This window comes from Vogesella urethralis (assembly GCF_007644045.2).
GTDB classification, from domain to species: domain Bacteria; phylum Pseudomonadota; class Gammaproteobacteria; order Burkholderiales; family Chromobacteriaceae; genus Vogesella; species Vogesella urethralis.
On record NZ_VMDW02000043.1, the window covers coordinates 20,282 to 37,721 of the forward strand.

Sequence of the window (17,440 nt, forward strand, 5' to 3'; positions counted from 1 at the left end):
TCTAATGATGTTGTGTCAGCCCCTTGGCGGGGATGAAGGCGGGGGTGTGCTGTCGGTAGGATTGGTAGCGCTCGCCAAACTGCGCCAGCATGTCGGCCTCTTCGTGCAGTGCAAGACGGGAGTAGATCCATACCAGAATCGGGAACATCAGCAAGGTCAGCAAGGTTGGCCACTGCAGCAGGAAGCCAAACATGATGATGACGAAGCCGACGTATTGCGGATGTCGAATACGGGCATAGGGCCCCGCTGTCGCCAGCTCATTCCGGCGCTGGGCGTGATACAGCACACGCCAGGCGGCGGACAGCAGCCAGAAGCCGGCAAAAATCAGCACCGTGCTGAGTAAGTGGAATGGCCCCCAGTGCGGGTTGCCACTCCAGCCAAACATCACCTCAAGCAGGTGGCCATTGTCGTGCGACATGAAATCGACACCGGGGAAACGGCTGCCCAGCCAACCGGACAGCAGGTAGATCGTCAGCGGAAAGCCGTACATCTCGGTAAACAGCGCCACGATGAAGGCAGAAAACATCCCCAGGGAGCGCCAGTCCCGTGCCGACTTTGGCTTGGTGAAGCTGAAGGCAAAGATGATGAAGACCAGCGAGTTGATCAGCACCACCCCCCACAGGCCGTAGGATTGCATGGTGTCGTTCATGGCTGTTCTCCATCCTGTCCGTGCCGGTGTTGCCGGGACGATGGGCCACCATGCTGATGGCCGTGGCCGTGGTGCATGAACAGGTGCATCAGCGGGCAGGCAAGCAGCAACAGATACGGCAGAGCCCCCAGTACATGTGCCCGGTGCTCGGTAAACAGCAAGAATCCAGCCACCAGCACAAAGCCGATGAAAACCCAGTGGCTGCGCTTACTGTGTTGGTCATGGTGTTCGGGCATATCAGACTCCTTTGCTATCTTGGCTGTTTTGTTCGTTCTGCTTCTTGGTAGCGATGGCTGCATCAATCTCGGACTCCGCCTGACGTGTCAGCCGGTAGCTCAGCCAGATCACGCCCCACGGGCATGCGGCCAACAGCAGTGCCAGCAACAGCGTGCCCAGCGATAAACCGAAACGCAGCAGCACGAACAGCATGATGGCGACCGCCAGCAGCGCGCATAGTTGGTAGGCACGGGTCTTCATGATGTCGCTCCTTCTGCCTGGGTACTGATCGGCACGCGCTTCAGCAATGCCGAGTTGACGATGACCGAGAGCGAACTCATTGCCATGGCGGCGCCGGCCACCATCGGGTTCATGAACCCCAGGGCGGCGATGGGAATGCCGATGCTGTTGTAGATGAAGGCCCAGAACAGGTTCTGCTTGATCTTGCGCATGGTGGCGCGTGACAGGCGGATGGCGTTCTCCACGTCGCGTACATCGTTGCGAATCAGGATGATGCCGCCGGTTTCCTTGGCAACATCCGAACCGGAGCCGATGGCGATACCGATGTCGGCGGTAGCCAGTGCCGGCGCATCGTTGACGCCATCACCCACCATAGCCACCACTTCACCTTCCTGCTGCAGCTGCTGGATAACCTTGGCCTTATCCTCTGGCAGCACCTCGGCAATTACCCGCTCGATCCCCAGCTGCCGGGCAATGGCATCCGCAGTACGCTGGTTGTCGCCACTGAGCATGACCACCTTGATGTGTTGCTGCTTGAGCAGGGCGATGGCTTCACTGGCCTCTGGCTTGAGGGTATCGGCCACGGCAATGATGCCGACCAGCTTGTCGCCATAGCCCACCAGCATCGCTGTCTTGCCGTTTTGCTCCAGGCTCTGCATGGCGTCATCAGCCACACCGGTGGCGATGCCCTGCTGGGCCAGTAGCCGCCGGTTGCCCAGCCATACCGGCAAGCCGTTGACCTGCCCGCGAATGCCCAGACCGGCAAGACCGGTGATGGCGCTGGCCTGCGGCAAACTCAGCTGCCGATGGGCGGCCTCCCGCACGATCGCCTCACCCAACGGATGCTCCGAACCGGATTCCACCGCCGCCGCCAGACTCAATACCTCCAGCTCGGTGTGCACGTCGAAAGGCACGATGTCGGTTACCGTCGGCTCGCCGCGCGTGAGGGTACCGGTCTTGTCGAAGACCACGCAGCTGAGTTTCTCCGCCCGCTCCAGCACCTCACCGCCGCGAATAAGCATGCCGCCGTCCGCCCCCTTGCCAACGCCCACCATCAGCGCCGCCGGGGTGGCGATGCCCAGAGCACACGGGCAGGAGATGATCAGCACCGCGATGAAGGCCAGCAGCCCTTGCGGGAAATCGCCAGCCAGCCACCAGCCGACAAACGCCAGCACCGCCACGCTGATCACGGCCGGCACAAAGTAGCGGGTCACCTCGTCCGCCAGACGCTGGATGTGGGCGGTGCTGGTTTGGGCTTCTTCCACCATGCGGATGATCTGTGCCAGCGCGGTATCCGCCCCGATACGGGTGGCGCGGAAGCTGAACACACCGGCCCGGTTCAAGGTACCGCCAATCACGGTGCTGCCGGGCTGTTTTTCTACTGGCATGGATTCGCCAGTCAGCATCGACTCATCCACCGTAGATTGGCCTGAAATGACTTCGCCGTCGGTCGCGATTTTTTCACCGGGCTTCACCACCACGGTTTCCCCAACCATGATGCTACCGGCCGGAATCTCCACCTCCTGACCATCGCGCCGTACATGGGCGGTGGCGGGTTTGAGGTCAAGCAACCGGCGCACGGCGGCGGAAGATTTCTTCTTGATGATTTCCTCCATGTAACGCCCCAGCAGTACAAAGGCGATGATCACGGCGGAGACTTCAAAGTACACGTCACGCTCGGCCACTTTGATCGGCAACACGTCTGGGAAGAACATCACCACCACGCTGTAGAAGTACGCCACTGAGGTACCCAGCGCGATCAGGAAGTCCATGTTGATATTGCGGGTGCGCAGCGCGTTCCAGGCGCCACGATAAAAGGTCCAGCCGCCAATGAACTGCACCGGGGTCACCAGCAGGAACAGCCACACCCCCCAGGTGAACCATGGCAGATTGGGAATCGGCGCCCAACTCAGTAGCGTGGCACCAGTCGCCAACCCGAGGAAGGCGGCGGCCCGCAGCACCGCCAGCGCCAGTACCCCGGTCATGGCGATGGTGACGCGGGTTTTCATCGACTTCAGTTCGTTTTCCGGCGACTCGAAAGTGCGCAGGCAGGTCTCGCTGCAGAAGTAATAGCTGCGTCCGCCACGTTCGCTCTTCAGCGCGGTAGCCTTGTTGACCAGCATGCCGCAGATCGGGTCTTTGGCCTTTTCCCCAGGTTCGGTCTCCGCGCTTGCGGGGGCATCGTGCTGATGTTGAGGCCCGGGCGCCGGCGCCGCCGTATAGCGCGCCGGGCTGGCAACAAACTGCTGCTGGCAGTGCGCGGAGCAGAACCAGTATTCCTGTCCGGCATAGCGATAGTTGGCCGCAGCCTTGCCGCTGTCCACCGCCATGCCGCATACCGGGTCTTTGACGTTAGCCATGCCTTTACTCCTTGTCGTGGTGGGCTGCACCGGGCGCCGAGTGATGACAGCAGCGATCCAGACCACGGCTTACCCAGCCGAACACGGTGCCGGTGATAAACCCCCATACCAGCAGCACCGTCATCGGCATGAAGAAATCGGACAGATTGAAGGGCGCCGGCGTGACCAGCCGCCCGAAATCCAGCCCGTGAAAAAGTGCGTTCAGGAAGGCAACGCCTTGCTCCGGCCACAGCCGGTACAACAGCGCGCACACGGTGTAACTGATTGCCATGGTGATCGCGAGACTGCGACCGGTATGCCAGGGTGAGGACTGCATGTGGAGACTCCTACTGAATGGCTCAAGCCTGCGGGGGGGGGGGCGCCGAAATCCGCTCCGCGCCCACCATCATGGCGCCCGATCTATTGCATAGGCATCGCGCCGCCGGGCTGCCCCATCATCTGCTGCATCATATCCATCATTTTCATGCGCTGATCCATCATTTCCGCCATCCCCTGGCCATCAGCCATTCCTGCACATTTATTCATCATGTCCTTGTCCATGGCCTGCATCATGGCCATACCTTCCTGCATCGCCTGCATCTGCTCGGTCATGAGCTTTTGCCGCTCCTGCGGCGTTTTCGCCGCCATCATCTTGTCGTGCATGGTTTGCATCTTGCTCATCTGCATGTCCATGTTGGCTGCATTGGGAGGCATCGGTGGCTGGGCGGCCAGGGTCTGGCTGGTAATGGCGGCAAGCAGCAAGGCTGCAGACAAATTCTTCAGGCTATTCATGATCGAAGTCCTCTAAGTGAAAAACGGCGAGCGAAATGGCATGCAATTGCGTGGTAGGCGCGAGCGAAGTCACTACGAGGCAAGGCGTCGCAGTGGCGGAATACTGGATTGGCTAGTTGTTGAAGCGCTGGAACAGCAGATGTGGCCGCGGTGGAGTGCCACCGGTGGCGGGAGGCAAAAACAGATGGGAGCCAATTGCCGGAGGGAATAGTAGCAACGGTGGCAGCAAGAACCAGGTAATCAGTAAGGAGGACAGCAGCGGTAGGGCAACGCTGACATCAGCCTTGGCAAGCGGAGAGGAAAGTGTCTGGCAGGCTTGTTCACACAGGGAGGTCTCGTCGTGAGTTCCGGCATGGTGAGCTGCCGTCAGTTGCAGAGCCTGCAAGGAACCCGGCGTGGCAAAGCTATGAGTCTCTTGCGCTTGCCCCTGACAACCAAGCAGTACGCCAAACGCAAACACCAGACACCATGTCGCCACTAACAGGCGACATAGTTGCCGGGTTTTTGTTTGGGTGAGGCGCATGATGACAGGCTCCTGAATGTATCAATGGCACTATAGACCGCTGCTCGTAAATCGGGCTTGATGACGGTCAATCACGCATTAGCGGCGTAATCAGTTTTTCTTGGCCCGCAGGTTTACCGCATCTTGCTGGGCGCGTATCTCGGCTGGCCATTGGCTTTTTATCCACGACAGCGCGGCGACAATGTCGGCATCACTCAGTTTGCCCTCGTAAACTGGCATGGCGGATTGGTAATCCGGCATTTTGGCCACCTTGGCAATACCGTATTTGGTGATGGCAAACAGCATGTCGTCCGGGTGGTGCCAGGTATGCCCGGTTTCGTTGTGGGGCGGCGCCGGCAACATGCCCTGTGCATTACGTTCGCGCCAGTGGGCTTGCCCTTCCAGCTTGCTACCGTGGCAGCTGGCGCAATTGGCCAGGTAAACCTGCTGGCCGCGCACAATCAGGGCGGCATCGTCCGGACGCAGCGTGAGCGATGTCGGCCCGGGGGTCGTGGCGGTATACCAATAAAACCCCAAGCCTGCGGCAAACAGGCCGGCTACGGCGGTGGCAACAATGATGTTTCGTCTGCGATTGAGTGACGGCATGCTTCACGGTCGACAAAAAAGTGGATGGATCATGGCCAGGTTTCAGCTGGCCATGATGGTCAGTTGGCGGGCTGAATATCGGTGACCAGCATCTTGCCATCTTCATGGCTGACCATGAAACGGATTTTGTCACCGACCTTGACCTGATCCAGTAGTGCCTTGTCCTTGGCGGTAAACACCATGGTCATGCCAGGCATGTCCATATGTACGATTGGACCGTGCTTGATGGTGATCTTGCCGGCGGATGGGTCGATCTTGCGGACCTCACCATCGGTCAGCATCGCCATATTGCTACTGGTGGTAGCAACCGGCGTCTGAGTGGCTTGGGCAAAGGGGCTCAGGGCGGTCAACCCCATGGCGGTGGCGAGAATCAGTGTGCGGATAGTCATCGTGTCATGCTCCTGAAGAATGAAAACGGTGGCTAGCCATCAGGCCAGCCACGGTGCGGCGTTATTTTTTGGCAACCTTGATCTGCCCCTTCATGCCGGCCTCGTAGTGGCCCGGGTGCAGGCAGGCGAAGTTAACAGTGCCGGCTTTGGAAAACTGCCAGATCACCTCGCCCTTGGCGCCTGGAGCCAGCGATACCTTGCTGGGCTCGTCGTGCTCCATGTCCGGAAATTTCTTCATCTGCTCGTAGTGTTCCAGCAATTCTTTTTCAGTGCCCAGACTGAACTCGTGTTTCACCTTGCCCAGGTTTTTCACCATGAAGCGGATGGTTTCGCCTTGCTTCACCGTGATCAGCGGCGCGGAGAAACGCATGTTGTCGGACATGTCTACCTGAATGGTGCGGTTGACGTTGGTAGCCTTGCCCGGTAGGCCAATAGCGGATTCTTCATGGCCGCCGGCGTGGGTGCCACCGGCAAAGGCCGAGGTAATGCCCAAGCTAGTTAGCAGGGTAATAGCGAGAAGGTGGTGGGTGGTTTTCATGCTGCGCTTTCCTGGTGGTGTGGTTAATGCTGTCCAGGGGTCATCCCCGGTTTTTTGGCTTTGACCGTGGTCGTGGTAGCAGTCGGGTTGGCCGCAGCTTGCTGGCGCGGCGCAGTCGGCAGGTCACCGCTGTACTCGTATGCGACGGTACCAGCTGGATGCTGGTACCAACCCGGATCCTTGTAGTTACCGGCGGGCTGGTCCTTGCGCACCTTCAGCACGCTGAACATGCCACCCATTTCCAGTGGGCCGAAAGGTCCCTGCCCGGTCATCATCGGTGCGGTGTTGTCGGGGATCGGCATTTCCATTTCACCCATGTCAGCCATGCCACGCTCACCCATCAGCATGTAGTCTGGTGCTACTTTCTGGATCTTCTGCACCAGACCACGGTGATCGACGCCGATCATGGTCGGCACATCGTGGCCCATGGCATTCATGGTGTGGTGGCTCTTATGGCAATGAATCGCCCAGTCGCCTTCTTCGTCAGCAATGAACTCCAGCTGTCGCATCTGGCCGACCGCCACATCGGTGGTGACCTCGTGCCAGCGGGTGGATTTCGGTGTTGGGCCGCCATCGGTACCGGTGACCAGAAACTCATGACCATGCAGGTGGATCGGGTGGTTGGTCATGGTCAGGTTGCCGACCCGGATGCGCACCTTGTCGTTCAACCGCACATTCAGCGAGTCGATACCCGGGAAGATGCGGCTGTTCCAGGCCCAGATGTTGAAATCGGTCATGGTGTTGACCTTGGGCGTCTTGCTGCCAGGCTCCACGTCGAAGGCGTTGAGCAGGAAGCAGAAGTCACGATCCACCTCATCAATCAGTGGGTGCTTTCCCTTGGGGTGGGTTACCCAGAAGCCGTGCATACCCATCGCCATCTGCACCATTTCGTCGGCATGTGGGTGATACATGAAGGTGCCAGGACGACGCGCCATGAATTCATAAACGAAGGTTTTGCCGGGCTTGATGCTGCGCTGGGTCAGACCGGAAACACCATCCATGCCACTGGGCAGGCGCTGGCCATGCCAGTGGATACTGGTATGTTCCGGCAGCTTGTTGGTGACGAAGATGCGCACGCGGTCGCCTTCCACCACCTCGATGGTCGGACCCGGGCTCTGGCCGTTGTAACCCCACAGTTGTGCAGTAAAGCCCGGCGCCATCTCGCGCTCCACCGGTTCGGCTACCAGATGGAATTCCTTGACGCCGTTGTTCATGCGCCACGGCAAGGTCCAGCCGTTCAGGGTGACCACCGGGTTGTATGGGCGGCCGGTATTCGGGATCAGCGGCGGTGCCGTTTCCACCGAGGTCTGGATCACCGGTTCCGGCAAGGCTGCCAGCGCCGAACGAGCCACGGTGGCTCCGACGACCGCGGTGGCGGCACCGGCAACGAATTGGCGACGGGATTGATCGATATTCATGGATTACCCTTTCAGTGGCCAGCAGCGGCAGGGCTATCGCCGCCACCTGCTGCCAGAGAAACAAAACTTTCCGGAACATGCCCCAGCATCACTAATTGCAAATCGGCTTCCGCCAACCAAAAGTCCCGCAAGGCATTGATCGCATCTACCTGGGCTAATGCACGGGCACGAGACTCTGCCAGTAACTCCCACGTATTCATAAGCATGCCGTTGTAGCGCAGTACGGTTTCGTCGTAGATGAACTGTCTCAGTTTAAGAACCTGCTGCTGACTATCCTTGGCCAGGGTATAGGCTGTGCGATAAGCGCTGTATGCCAGTTCGGCATTGGCACGCATTGCAATTTGCTCACCTCGCGACAGAGTGGCTGCCACATTATTCAGACGAGCTTGTACCTCCTGCTCGGATTGAATGCTTGCTGGCAAGGGAGGCAGGGCTGCGGGTAAGGCTAATGTCTGTGGCGTACTACGGTTCCACTGCTGCAAGGATTTGAGAACTGCAGCACGGCTTTGCAGGGAGGCGTACTGACTGCGCTGCCATTGCTGTAGAGAAGCAAGACGGGATAGTTGCTGCTGGGCATCACGCAGTTTGCTCCAGTTACCCGCCTGGGCAAGCCGGGCGCTAAGCTCTGCCCCGGCTTCATCGGCCTGCATAGCTTCTTTCTGGGCGGGCAAGCTTTGTTCAACAGCAATCGCGGCCAAGACGGATTTACGCGTGGCATGCGCAATACCAATGACTTCATCGACATCATCGATCTTGCGTAACTTCGAAAGAGATACTGCTTGCCATTGTCCGCTTGCAATCAACCCCGTTTCCGTCCGCCCCAATTGGGAGAGTGGTTTAGCCAGATCAGGATGCGCTTGCCATGCAAGGTACACCGCATCATCAATACTCTTTAACGACAGAGAGGCTGGTTTGTTGTCACTCACATCAGTTGCAATTGGGTTTGCTTGCTCCCACTTCAGTACATCTGCATGCCCCCTAGGGAACTCTGCCACTTGTTGATTGGCTCGACGCCAGTCGGAGTCAGGCGTTTGTTGCGCCTGAGCAAAACTAGCCAGCAAAAATAAATGACTTGCAAATACTATCTTTTTGTTCATGTACCTGACTCCTTCCCTTTCTCCGCCATTTTGCTGTGATCAAAGTTTAGGTTATGAAATATGTATTGCAATACTGTCTTGCCAATAGGAACAGGAACCTGACAACTAGATTACAAATTTGTCATCTTAGCCGACTGCCTTAGTGCAAACATGGCACCATTCACATCAAGGCTCTGAAAGCTAGCTGGACAGCACGACTAAGTGAAGCAACCAAGAAGGCTGTAATGTATGGCCCTCTTGATTGCATGTCGTTTTATGCGATGTAACGCGCATCGCCGGTTTCACGCTTGGCGATATAGCGGGCATCACCGGTCTCTCGCTTGGCGATATAAGGCGCATCACCGGTCTCACGCTTGGCAATGTAAGACGCATCACCGGTTTCACGCTTGGCGATATAGCGGGCATCACCGGTCTCACGCTTGGCGATGTAGCGAACATCTCCGATTTCACTTTGTGCAATTACCCCTGCTTGGGTGATACCGGTCAGCAGCGCAAAGATAGACGCAAGCATTAGCTGTTTTTTCATGGCTCAATCCTTTTGAAAATTATTAATAAATTCGGCAAATAGGTTATAGGGCAACCCCATTTTTGTTTATGCGTGTGACGTAGTTTTTTATTGCCTGATAGTGTTTCTGCGTAATTTGGACAGAACATTGCTTTGTCAGGCTTTGTTGTCATCATTCTGGATGAACAAAGCAAACAGAAAGCTGACGTGCAGATTACAAATCTGTCATCTGCCGCATAACGAGGCTGGCGATGGCAAACTACAAGGGTGCAGAAGGAGTGTGCGTCATGAAAATTTTGATCGTTGAAGATGAAGTTAAGACAGGTGAATACCTGCGTCTTGGATTGAGTGAGGCGGGCTTTACCGCGGACTTGGCCCACGATGGGCTGGATGGACTGCACCTCGCGATGGAAGGCAACCATGACCTATTGATCTTGGACGTGATGCTACCCAGCATGGATGGCTGGCAGGTTCTTACCCAACTGCGCCGGCAGCAGAAAACCATGCCGGTGCTATTCCTAACTGCGCGCGATCAAGTTGAAGATAGGGTGAAGGGACTGGAGCTGGGAGCAGATGACTACCTGGTCAAACCGTTCTCCTTTGCCGAGCTGTTGGCTCGGGTACGTATTATCTTGCGCCGCGGACGAGGAACGGCGGAGGTTACAACCTTGCAGGTCGCCGACTTAGAGTTGGATCTGTTACGCCGCCGTGTTAGTCGTGATGGAAGACGTATCACACTGACCGCCAAGGAATTTGGTCTGCTGGAGCTGCTGATGCGCCGCCAGGGCGAGGTGCTGCCGCGTTCGCTGATTGCCTCGCAGGTATGGGACATGAACTTCGATAGCGACACCAATGTAATCGACGTGGCCATGCGCCGCCTGCGCGCCAAGGTCGACGACGACTTCGAACCCAAGCTCATCCACACCGTGCGCGGCATGGGCTACGTGCTGGAAGTGCCGGAGCCGGACGCATGAGGCAGCGCCTTTCCCTGACGGCACGACTGACCCTGCTCTACGCGCTGGTTTCCGTGCTGCTGCTGGCCGGGCTGGGCGTGCTGGTCGGCGTGATGATGGACCGGCACTTTGCCGAACAGGATGCCGACGACCTGCGCGACAAGCTCGGACTGATCCGGGAGGTGATGAGCACTTCGCCCGATATCGCCACGCTGGCCGAGCGGCTGGACGACGTGGTGCACAATCACCGCGACCTGTACGTGCAATTGCAGCGGCTGGGCTACCCGGTCTACGCCTCCCGATCGCCGGCGGCGTTCCACTTCCCCGCCGTCGATGCGGCCGCGAACCGGCAGATGGTGAGCTGGCGGCATGCCGGGGCCAACTATCACGGCATGTGCAGCAGCGGCCGGCTGGCCGACGGTGGCCGCACCGAGCTGACCATCTGCGCGGCGATCGACACCGGCCGGCACGAGCACTTCATGCAGATGATAGGCCGGTCACTGGCGGTCTACATCCTGCTGTCGGCACTGCTGGGCGGCGTGCTGGCCTGGTGGGTGGCGCACAACGGCCTGGCACCGCTGCGGGCGATGAAGGCCCGGGCGCAGGCCATTACCGGGCAGCAGCTGGACACCCAGATGCCGGTGGCGTCGGTGCCACCGGAAATGGCCGATCTGGCCGAATCGCTGAACGCCATGCTGCGCCGGCTGCAGGCAGATTTCCGCAAGCTGTCGGAGTTCTCCTCCGACCTCGCGCACGAGCTGCGCACGCCGATCAGCAACCTGCTGACCGAAACGCAGGTCGCCATCGCCCAACCGCGCTCCGCCGACGAATACCGCGACATCCTGGCCTCCAATGCCGAGGAGTTCCAGCGGCTGGCGCGCACGGTATCGGACATGCTGTTCCTGGCCAAGGCCGAGCACGGGCTGGTGCTGCCCAGCCGGGAGCAGATTGCCATCGAGGACGAGGTGGCGGCGCTGCTGGAGTTCTACGATGCGCTGGCGGAAGAGAAAGCCATCCGCCTGCAGCAGACGGGGCACGGACGGATGCTGGGTGACCGGCTGATGCTGCGCCGCGCGCTCAGCAACCTGCTGTCCAACGCGCTGCGCCATACGCCGACAGGCGGCGTGGTCAGCATCAGCCTGCAGCAGGACGGCAATATGACCGCCGTCAGTATCTGCAACCCCGGCCCCGCCATCCCGGCGGAGCAGCTGCCCCGGCTGTTCGACCGCTTCTACCGCGCCGACCCCGCCCGCGTGGCGGGCGAGTCGGATGGCGCCGGGCTGGGACTGGCCATTACCCGCTCCATTGTCGAAGTGCACGGCGGCCGCATCAGCGTCACCTCGGTCGATGACGCCACCTGCTTCACGCTGTGGTTTCCTGCTCAGCCGCCGCTTGCGGGCTGATCCGTAGCCGCGTGGTGAGCACACTGCCCGCCATGCCCTTCGGCCAGACCGTGCAGGATGGGGCAGTCGGGGCGGCTATCCCCGCTGCAGGCATTGGCCAGGGTCTGCAGCGTGTCTCGCATGTCACTGAGTGCCCGGATACGCTCGTCCAGCTCGGCGATGTGGCTTGCGGCCAACCTTTTTACATCGGCACTGGCGCGCCCGGTGTCCTGCCATAGCGACAGCAGGATGCGGATCTGCTCCAGCGGAAAACCCAGGCTGCGCGCCTGGCGGATAAAGCGCAGCAGGTGCACCTCCCGCTCGCTGTACTGGCGGTAACCGGACTGGGTGCGCTGCCCGGGCGCGATCAGGCCGATGCTTTCGTAGTGCCGGACCATCTTGGCGGAAACGCCGCTGGCCGCGGCGGCCTGACCGATATTCATGTTTCACTCCTTTTTTTATGACCAAGGGTATGACACAGGCGGGCCATGCGGCCCGCCCCGGCTCAATGCTGTTTGGCCGGTCGCCAGCGGCGCAGCAGCAGCGCATTGGAGACCACGCTGACGCTGGACAGCGCCATGGCCGCCCCGGCGACGATGGGGCTGAGCATGCCCAGTGCCGCCAACGGAATGCCCACCAGGTTAAAGATAAATGCCCAGAACAGGTTCTGCCGGATCTTGCCGTAAGTCAGACGGGAGATGGCAATCGCCTGCGCCACCAGCGTGGGGTCGCCACGCATCAGCGTCACCCCGGCCGCCTGCATGGCGACATCGGTGCCGGTACCCATCGCCATGCCGACATCGGCCGCGGCCAGTGCCGGCGCATCGTTGACCCCGTCCCCCACCATGGCGACACGGCGGCCGTCCTGACGCAGCCGGGCAATGTGGCCGGCCTTGTCGCCGGGCAACACCTCGGCAATCACCTCGTCGATGCCCAGCGCGTCCGCCACCTGGCGCGCGGCCGCCCGGTTGTCGCCGGAGATCATCACGCTGCGGATACCCAGCGTATGCAACTGGTCGATGGCGGTCGCAGCGGCCGGCTTGACGCTGTCGCCGAAGGACAGCATGCCCAGCAGTTTGCCGTCGCCGGCACGCGCCAGCCAGGACACGGTGCGCCCCAGCAATTCCTGTTGTTGCTGATCGCTGCGCAGCGAAGACAGCTCGATGCCCTGCTCCTGCATCAGCCGCTGGTTACCCAGCAGGTAGCCGATGCCATCGATGTCGCCACGCAGGCCACGGCCGGGCAGCGCCTGCAGTCCGGACAGCTTGCCTGGCGCGGGCGTGGTCACCGCATTGAGCACCGCCTGCGCCAGCGGGTGCTCGCTGCCCTGCTGCAGGCTGGCGGCCAGTTGCAGCAATGTTTGCTCGTCACCGTTGGCCGCAACGGCATGCATCAGCCTGGGCTTGCCCTCGGTCAGGGTGCCGGTCTTGTCGAAGGCGACGACCAGCACGCCGTGTGCCAGCTCCAGTGCCTCCGCATCCTTGATCAGGATGCCGTGCCGGGCGGCCACGCCGGTGCCGGCCATGATGGCGGTCGGCGTCGCCAGGCCCAGCGCACAGGGACAGGCGATCACCAGCACGGCGACGGCATTGAGTATCGCCTGTTCGACGTCCCCGCTGAACCACCACCAGCCGGCCAGCGTCAGCACGGCGATCAGCAGCACCACCGGCACGAACACCGCGCTGACCCGGTCCACCAGGCGCTGCACCGGCGCCTTGCCGGCCTGGGCATCCTCCACCATGCGGATGATGCGGGCCAGGGTGCTGTCTTCCCCCAGCGCCCGGGTTTCCACCAGCAGCAAGCCGTCGTGGTTGATGGCGCCACCAGTCACCTGGTCCCCGGCCTGCTTGCTGACCGGCAGGCTCTCGCCGGTCAGCATGGACTCGTCCAGCTGGCTGCTGCCTTCGACGATGACCCCATCGACGGCCACACGTTCACCCGGACGTACCACCACCAGGTCGCCCAGCTGCACCTGCTGCAATGGCAGGTCGACATCGACGCCATCGCGGCGCACGCGAGCCGTGGCCGGACGCAGCGCCTGCAGCGCCCGGATCGCCGCCGTGGTCTGCTGCTTGGCGCGCGCCTCCAGCCACTTACCCAGCAGCACCAGGGTAATCACCACTGCCGATGCCTCGAAATACAGATGGCCACCACCATGACCGGCATGCAACCACCACTGGTACAGCGACAGCCCGTAGGCCGCGCTGGTGCCGATGGCCACCAGCAGGTCCATATTGCCGCTACGGGCCTGCAGCGCCTTCCAGCCGGCGCGATAGAAGCGTGCCCCCAGCCAGAACTGCACCGGGGTGGCCAGCAGGAACTGCAGCCAGGCCGGCAGCATCCAGTGCTCGCCGACCAGCCCGCCCAGCATCGGCAGCACCAGCGGCAGCGACAGCAGGGCCGCCACCGCCACCGGCCACCATGGCGTCGCATGGGGACGTGGTGCGGAGGCGGCATCCTCGCGAAGGCTCGCCCGGTAGCCGGCTTTGGTCACGGCCGCCAGCAGCAGTTGGCTATCGCTGCCGCCGCGCACGGTGACGCGGGCCGTCTCGGTGGCCAGGTTGACACTGGCGGCCGTGACGCCGGGAACGGCCAGCAGGGCTTTTTCCACGCGGCTGACACAGCTGGCGCAGGTCATCCCCTGGATGCTCAGGTTCACGCTATCGCCTCCGACCTGATAGCCGGCGCGCTCGATGGCGGCGTGGGCGTCGGTCAGGGTGAAATCGGCGCCGGTTTCCAGCGTCACCGATTCGGTGGCCAGGTTGACGTTGGCCGCATGAATGCCGGGCACCTTGTGCAGGGCCTTTTCCACGCGCAAGACACAGCTGGCACAGGTCATACCCAGCACCGGAAAGCGCAGGGTCTGGCTGGCAGCGGGAGAAGTGAAACGGGACATGATGCGGACTCCTTGATCGGGGTTGTGAAGTCAGCATCGGCCTTCCCATCGTTGGAAGGTCAAGCCCTATTTTGACAAAAAATAAATCAATGGAGGCAGCGCTCAAAAAGCAACATGCCCCCGCGGAGGCAGGGGCATGTCGGGGGCGGGAGCGCTTACGCCAGCCGCGCCGGATAACCCATCTCGGTCAGCAGCTCGCAGACGGTCTGCAGCGCCTCGTCGGTATCGATGCTGGCCCGGCCACTGGTACGGTCGATATCCACTATGGCTTGGGCATCCAGATCCTTCAGTGCCTGGTTGATCTTGGCGACACAGCTGCCGCAGCCGATATTGTCTACTTGCAGGGTATACATGGTGCGTCCTTTGCATGGAATGCGGCCAACCTTGGCCGTCATTGCAGTCTGGACCTTGCCATGATGGCAAGGTCAACATCCACCGCGATATTCCTGCATTGAACACCCGTGCATGCCTGTTCAGGCGGACTTAAGGTGGGTTCTGCTAGTCTGCTCCTCCGCCGAGGCTAGCTAGCCTTGAACAACATGAGGCTACGTACATGGAAAACTGGAACCATCACCTTTTCATGCTGATCAACGCTGGCAGCCATCCTTCGACTGCCCTGCTGACGATGGCAATGTTTCTTGCGCAGTGGTTGATCTACGGTATTCCGCTGGTACTGGTATGGCTGTGGATCAGAGGTGGGCGAGTTGAACGACATGCAGCTGTCAGTGCTGCTTTCGGCGTAGGTCTGGCACTGCTAGTGGGGCAGATCATCACTGTGGTATGGCCACATCCTCGCCCTTTCATGATCGGCTTGGGCCATACGTTGCTGGCGCACAAATCCGAGGCGTCCTTTCCCAGTGATCACGCCACGGTATTTTTCACCCTTGGCATCGGCATCCTGTTTTCAGGCCTGCGCAAACTGGGCACCGGGCTACTACTAGCAGGAGCTTTGGTCGGCTGGTCCCGCGTGTTTCTAGGGGTGCATTTCCCACTCGATATCGTCGGGGCACTGATTGTTGCACTGCCCTGTGCCTGGTTGGTGTGGAGAGCCTTTCAGCATCAGAGCGGAGCTCAACTCATCACCGTTTTGGAAAAACTGTATGACCTGAGTTATCGGCGGGCTATCAAGCGATAAGTATGCTCCGAAGATCACGCATGACAAACGTAAGAAATAGTTGAGTCGCCAGAACCTTTGTAGGCATATTCCCGAGGCAGAAGAGATCGCATGTCTGAAATTCTGTGTGAACCGGTCTGCTTTTCACTATGTTAACGGACCGCTTTGGCCGATGAGCCAGCATAGTGCGGCTGGATGCTGTGTTGAAAACCATTTGGTAGCTACTGATTCAGATTCGCGGCAATAGCTGTCTGATGAGCATGCTCACTGCCGATCTCAGCACGGCTTATTGCTCAAGTGCTTATGTGGCTTGTTCCTTGGTTTTCTTGGTTTAGATAACCCATCTCGATGGAGATAGGTGCTGCTGGCAATCAGTAAAAAAACCTCCTTGAGCAGTAAAGTCGCGTTTGCAGCCAGCAGAAGGATGGGCGGCAGTACTTGCTTTAGTGCCGTATGAGCATAGCCGTGATTAATTCTTCTCCCTGCTCGGAGCGGTTTATCTGCTGCCGCAGCGAGGCAAGCCAAAGCTTGCAAATTGTCGCACAGCACCTTGGCAGCAAAATCTTGCATCGCCGCTAGTTGAGATAGCCCAGACACGTGTTCCAAATTCAGGCGATGCTTCAGCCGTTTGAAGGCTTCTTCGATCCGCCATCGTTGGTGGTAAAGTTCACTAAACTCGGCCACTGGAAATTCCTGGGAATCAAGCAAGTTGGTCATTAACACATGAGTGGTGTTTCCATCAGGGGAAATACTGCGGACAAGGCGAACTTCTTGCGGCATATCGGGGCAACCGTAATCAGCAACATCGCTTTGATCCGGCGCGTTCAGCGTGACAATGGCCTCTACATCGTCAGAACGCAAAAACTTACGCACGCATTCGAAGCCCCCCTTGTCTGCTCGGTCCACACGCATGCAAAACTTGATTTCTGCTTGATTTAGCGTGGCCACTAGCCACCGAGATGGGTAGCCTCGATCAAGCAAGAGCACATCATCTGCTCCCAGCTTTTCCAGGTGCTCAAACAGCATTTGACGCTCACCCACGCGGCGATCGTAAAGCGTTGCAGCTAGCGTCATTTCAACACCAGGCAGAAATAGCGCGAATGCGTTCTGTTCTGTGCTGGCGGCACGTGGTATGTGGCTTTCCCTTATACCAAAGTGCAGTTTTGACCCATCTGCAGCCACTAATCGTAAACCGCGCCACCTAGGAATCAACCCGGCTGCATCCACGCGTCGGATAAACCAATCATTGAGAGAGGGTATTGCCGCACCGGACACCTTGGCGCGCGCCTGTGCAAATGCCTGCTCAGAAACGTGATGAACCAGTTGGGATTGCTGCCGCAGATGGGCAAAGAACTCGTCAAGTTCCGCACGAACACTCTTGCGCATACCGCTGATCATGATTGCGATCAAGCTAGGTAGAGGTAGCTTTCCACCTTTTCGGGTGAATGCTGTGGGGCGTTCCGGGTGACGTGCGGCCTCCCGGAATTCATCGGATTGCAAGTGTTCCGCAAAAGTGCGGAACAACTGAACATGACAAGACATGGGGCTTCTCTGGCCGGGCTTTGCCCGCCGCTGTGCGGTTCAAACGGGCGAGAGAGGGCGCAAGCGCAGAATGCGCTTGACAGCCCGTCCTAGAAAAGCCAACATGCCTGTGACAGTCCCGCAAGAATTGTCACCTGACCCCCGAATCGCTCAGCGTCAACTGATCGGTAGTTCGGGGGTTTGCCTTTGAATCGCCCCGGCTTCTCTAGACACTCCGGAGCTGTTGGAAATACTGCTTCTCGTACTCTACCGGCGATAGCCC

20 protein-coding genes are annotated in these 17,440 nt (G+C 59.7%); 3 read left to right on the forward strand and 17 right to left on the reverse strand.

Features of this window, described 5'->3' with window-relative positions; genetic code table 11:
* Window position 1 precedes the first annotated feature (1 nt).
* The 13 genes from FLQ03_RS01730 to FLQ03_RS01790 all read right to left on the reverse strand — a co-directional run bounded on the left by FLQ03_RS01730 (window position 2) and on the right by FLQ03_RS01790 (window position 9,312).
* A complete protein-coding gene (locus FLQ03_RS01730) occupies window positions 2-649 on the reverse strand; it encodes a methyltransferase family protein (RefSeq protein ID WP_144373798.1) in 648 nt (215 codons plus the stop codon).
* Window positions 646-885 (reverse strand): DUF2933 domain-containing protein, encoded by a 240-nt coding sequence (locus FLQ03_RS01735; RefSeq protein WP_144373799.1) that lies wholly within the window; start codon window positions 883-885, stop codon window positions 646-648. The genes FLQ03_RS01730 and FLQ03_RS01735 overlap by 4 nt, the downstream gene beginning before the upstream one ends.
* Before the next feature lies 1 nt (window position 886).
* Window positions 887-1,126: a hypothetical protein gene (locus tag FLQ03_RS01740; RefSeq protein WP_144373800.1), complete on the reverse strand. Its 240-nt coding sequence runs from the start codon at window positions 1,124-1,126 to the stop codon at window positions 887-889.
* Window positions 1,123-3,465, reverse strand: coding sequence for a heavy metal translocating P-type ATPase (locus FLQ03_RS01745; protein WP_144373801.1), 2,343 nt, complete (start codon window positions 3,463-3,465; stop codon window positions 1,123-1,125). Before FLQ03_RS01745 ends, FLQ03_RS01740 begins: the two co-directional genes overlap by 4 nt.
* A gap of 4 nt (window positions 3,466-3,469) precedes the next feature.
* Entirely contained in the window at window positions 3,470-3,781 is a 312-nt protein-coding gene (locus FLQ03_RS01750) for a DUF5676 family membrane protein (protein ID WP_206210827.1), read from the reverse strand.
* 83 nt (window positions 3,782-3,864) lie between these two features.
* Entirely contained in the window at window positions 3,865-4,236 is a 372-nt protein-coding gene (locus FLQ03_RS01755; protein WP_206210828.1) for a hypothetical protein, read from the reverse strand.
* Between the two features lie 112 nt (window positions 4,237-4,348).
* Window positions 4,349-4,759: a hypothetical protein gene (locus tag FLQ03_RS01760; RefSeq protein ID WP_144373802.1), complete on the reverse strand. Its 411-nt coding sequence runs from the start codon at window positions 4,757-4,759 to the stop codon at window positions 4,349-4,351.
* A 90-nt stretch (window positions 4,760-4,849) separates the two neighbouring features.
* Window positions 4,850-5,344, reverse strand: a complete 495-nt coding sequence (locus tag FLQ03_RS01765; protein WP_144373803.1) for a c-type cytochrome — start codon at window positions 5,342-5,344, stop codon at window positions 4,850-4,852.
* 59 nt (window positions 5,345-5,403) lie between these two features.
* A complete protein-coding gene (locus tag FLQ03_RS01770) occupies window positions 5,404-5,733 on the reverse strand; it encodes a copper-binding protein (protein ID WP_144373804.1) in 330 nt (109 codons plus the stop codon).
* A 61-nt stretch (window positions 5,734-5,794) separates the two neighbouring features.
* On the reverse strand, window positions 5,795-6,271 hold the full coding sequence (locus FLQ03_RS01775; protein WP_144373805.1) for a cupredoxin domain-containing protein: 477 nt from the start codon (window positions 6,269-6,271) through the stop codon (window positions 5,795-5,797).
* A gap of 23 nt (window positions 6,272-6,294) precedes the next feature.
* Window positions 6,295-7,689 (reverse strand): multicopper oxidase family protein, encoded by a 1,395-nt coding sequence (locus FLQ03_RS01780; protein ID WP_144373806.1) that lies wholly within the window; start codon window positions 7,687-7,689, stop codon window positions 6,295-6,297.
* Between the two features lie 11 nt (window positions 7,690-7,700).
* The gene (locus FLQ03_RS01785) at window positions 7,701-8,786 is read right to left on the reverse strand and encodes a hypothetical protein (RefSeq protein ID WP_144373807.1); all 1,086 of its coding nucleotides are present in this window, start codon (window positions 8,784-8,786) and stop codon (window positions 7,701-7,703) included.
* A 253-nt stretch (window positions 8,787-9,039) separates the two neighbouring features.
* Window positions 9,040-9,312: a hypothetical protein gene (locus FLQ03_RS01790; RefSeq protein ID WP_144373808.1), complete on the reverse strand. Its 273-nt coding sequence runs from the start codon at window positions 9,310-9,312 to the stop codon at window positions 9,040-9,042.
* A 266-nt stretch (window positions 9,313-9,578) separates the two neighbouring features.
* Between FLQ03_RS01790 and FLQ03_RS01795 the strand changes: the two genes are divergently transcribed.
* The gene (locus FLQ03_RS01795; RefSeq protein ID WP_144373809.1) at window positions 9,579-10,265 is read left to right on the forward strand and encodes a heavy metal response regulator transcription factor; all 687 of its coding nucleotides are present in this window, start codon (window positions 9,579-9,581) and stop codon (window positions 10,263-10,265) included.
* Entirely contained in the window at window positions 10,262-11,647 is a 1,386-nt protein-coding gene (locus FLQ03_RS01800; RefSeq protein ID WP_144373810.1) for a heavy metal sensor histidine kinase, read from the forward strand. Before FLQ03_RS01795 ends, FLQ03_RS01800 begins: the two co-directional genes overlap by 4 nt.
* Here the strand turns inward: FLQ03_RS01800 and cueR are convergent.
* The 3 genes from cueR to FLQ03_RS01815 form a co-directional block, all read right to left on the reverse strand.
* On the reverse strand, window positions 11,626-12,069 hold the full coding sequence (gene cueR / locus FLQ03_RS01805) for a Cu(I)-responsive transcriptional regulator (RefSeq protein WP_144373811.1): 444 nt from the start codon (window positions 12,067-12,069) through the stop codon (window positions 11,626-11,628). The genes FLQ03_RS01800 and cueR overlap by 22 nt on opposite strands.
* Before the next feature lie 62 nt (window positions 12,070-12,131).
* Window positions 12,132-14,522, reverse strand: coding sequence for a heavy metal translocating P-type ATPase (locus tag FLQ03_RS01810; RefSeq protein ID WP_144373812.1), 2,391 nt, complete (start codon window positions 14,520-14,522; stop codon window positions 12,132-12,134).
* A 155-nt stretch (window positions 14,523-14,677) separates the two neighbouring features.
* Window positions 14,678-14,875 (reverse strand): heavy-metal-associated domain-containing protein, encoded by a 198-nt coding sequence (locus FLQ03_RS01815; RefSeq protein ID WP_170252280.1) that lies wholly within the window; start codon window positions 14,873-14,875, stop codon window positions 14,678-14,680.
* Between the two features lie 200 nt (window positions 14,876-15,075).
* Here FLQ03_RS01815 and FLQ03_RS01820 point away from each other — a divergent pair, with 200 nt between their 5' ends.
* The gene (locus tag FLQ03_RS01820) at window positions 15,076-15,657 is read left to right on the forward strand and encodes an undecaprenyl-diphosphatase (RefSeq protein ID WP_144373814.1); all 582 of its coding nucleotides are present in this window, start codon (window positions 15,076-15,078) and stop codon (window positions 15,655-15,657) included.
* Window positions 15,658-15,912: 255 nt separating this feature from the next.
* Here the strand turns inward: FLQ03_RS01820 and FLQ03_RS01825 are convergent, their stop codons facing one another.
* A complete protein-coding gene (locus tag FLQ03_RS01825; RefSeq protein WP_144373815.1) occupies window positions 15,913-17,178 on the reverse strand; it encodes an IS4 family transposase in 1,266 nt (421 codons plus the stop codon).
* Window positions 17,179-17,440 lie beyond the last annotated feature (262 nt).

Excerpts from the sequence above, each read along its gene's own strand:
- cueR (WP_144373811.1), bottom strand. The coding sequence starts at position 12,069 with ATGAATATCGGTCAGGCCGCCGCGGCCAGCGGCGTTTCCGCCAAGATG.
- FLQ03_RS01745 (WP_144373801.1), bottom strand. The coding sequence starts at position 3,465 with ATGGCTAACGTCAAAGACCCGGTATGCGGCATGGCGGTGGACAGCGGC.
- FLQ03_RS01780 (WP_144373806.1), bottom strand. The coding sequence starts at position 7,689 with ATGAATATCGATCAATCCCGTCGCCAATTCGTTGCCGGTGCCGCCACC.
- FLQ03_RS01785 (WP_144373807.1), bottom strand. The coding sequence starts at position 8,786 with ATGAACAAAAAGATAGTATTTGCAAGTCATTTATTTTTGCTGGCTAGT.
- FLQ03_RS01740 (WP_144373800.1), bottom strand. The coding sequence starts at position 1,126 with ATGAAGACCCGTGCCTACCAACTATGCGCGCTGCTGGCGGTCGCCATC.
- FLQ03_RS01735 (WP_144373799.1), bottom strand. The coding sequence starts at position 885 with ATGCCCGAACACCATGACCAACACAGTAAGCGCAGCCACTGGGTTTTC.
- FLQ03_RS01810 (WP_144373812.1), bottom strand. The coding sequence starts at position 14,522 with ATGTCCCGTTTCACTTCTCCCGCTGCCAGCCAGACCCTGCGCTTTCCG.
- FLQ03_RS01795 (WP_144373809.1), top strand. The coding sequence starts at position 9,579 with ATGAAAATTTTGATCGTTGAAGATGAAGTTAAGACAGGTGAATACCTG.
- FLQ03_RS01755 (WP_206210828.1), bottom strand. The coding sequence starts at position 4,236 with ATGAATAGCCTGAAGAATTTGTCTGCAGCCTTGCTGCTTGCCGCCATT.
- FLQ03_RS01750 (WP_206210827.1), bottom strand. The coding sequence starts at position 3,781 with ATGCAGTCCTCACCCTGGCATACCGGTCGCAGTCTCGCGATCACCATG.
- FLQ03_RS01800 (WP_144373810.1), top strand. The coding sequence starts at position 10,262 with ATGAGGCAGCGCCTTTCCCTGACGGCACGACTGACCCTGCTCTACGCG.
- FLQ03_RS01730 (WP_144373798.1), bottom strand. The coding sequence starts at position 649 with ATGAACGACACCATGCAATCCTACGGCCTGTGGGGGGTGGTGCTGATC.
- FLQ03_RS01790 (WP_144373808.1), bottom strand. The coding sequence starts at position 9,312 with ATGAAAAAACAGCTAATGCTTGCGTCTATCTTTGCGCTGCTGACCGGT.
- FLQ03_RS01765 (WP_144373803.1), bottom strand. The coding sequence starts at position 5,344 with ATGCCGTCACTCAATCGCAGACGAAACATCATTGTTGCCACCGCCGTA.
- FLQ03_RS01775 (WP_144373805.1), bottom strand. The coding sequence starts at position 6,271 with ATGAAAACCACCCACCACCTTCTCGCTATTACCCTGCTAACTAGCTTG.
- FLQ03_RS01825 (WP_144373815.1), bottom strand. The coding sequence starts at position 17,178 with ATGTCTTGTCATGTTCAGTTGTTCCGCACTTTTGCGGAACACTTGCAA.
- FLQ03_RS01820 (WP_144373814.1), top strand. The coding sequence starts at position 15,076 with ATGGAAAACTGGAACCATCACCTTTTCATGCTGATCAACGCTGGCAGC.
- FLQ03_RS01815 (WP_170252280.1), bottom strand. The coding sequence starts at position 14,875 with ATGTATACCCTGCAAGTAGACAATATCGGCTGCGGCAGCTGTGTCGCC.
- FLQ03_RS01770 (WP_144373804.1), bottom strand. The coding sequence starts at position 5,733 with ATGACTATCCGCACACTGATTCTCGCCACCGCCATGGGGTTGACCGCC.
- FLQ03_RS01760 (WP_144373802.1), bottom strand. The coding sequence starts at position 4,759 with ATGCGCCTCACCCAAACAAAAACCCGGCAACTATGTCGCCTGTTAGTG.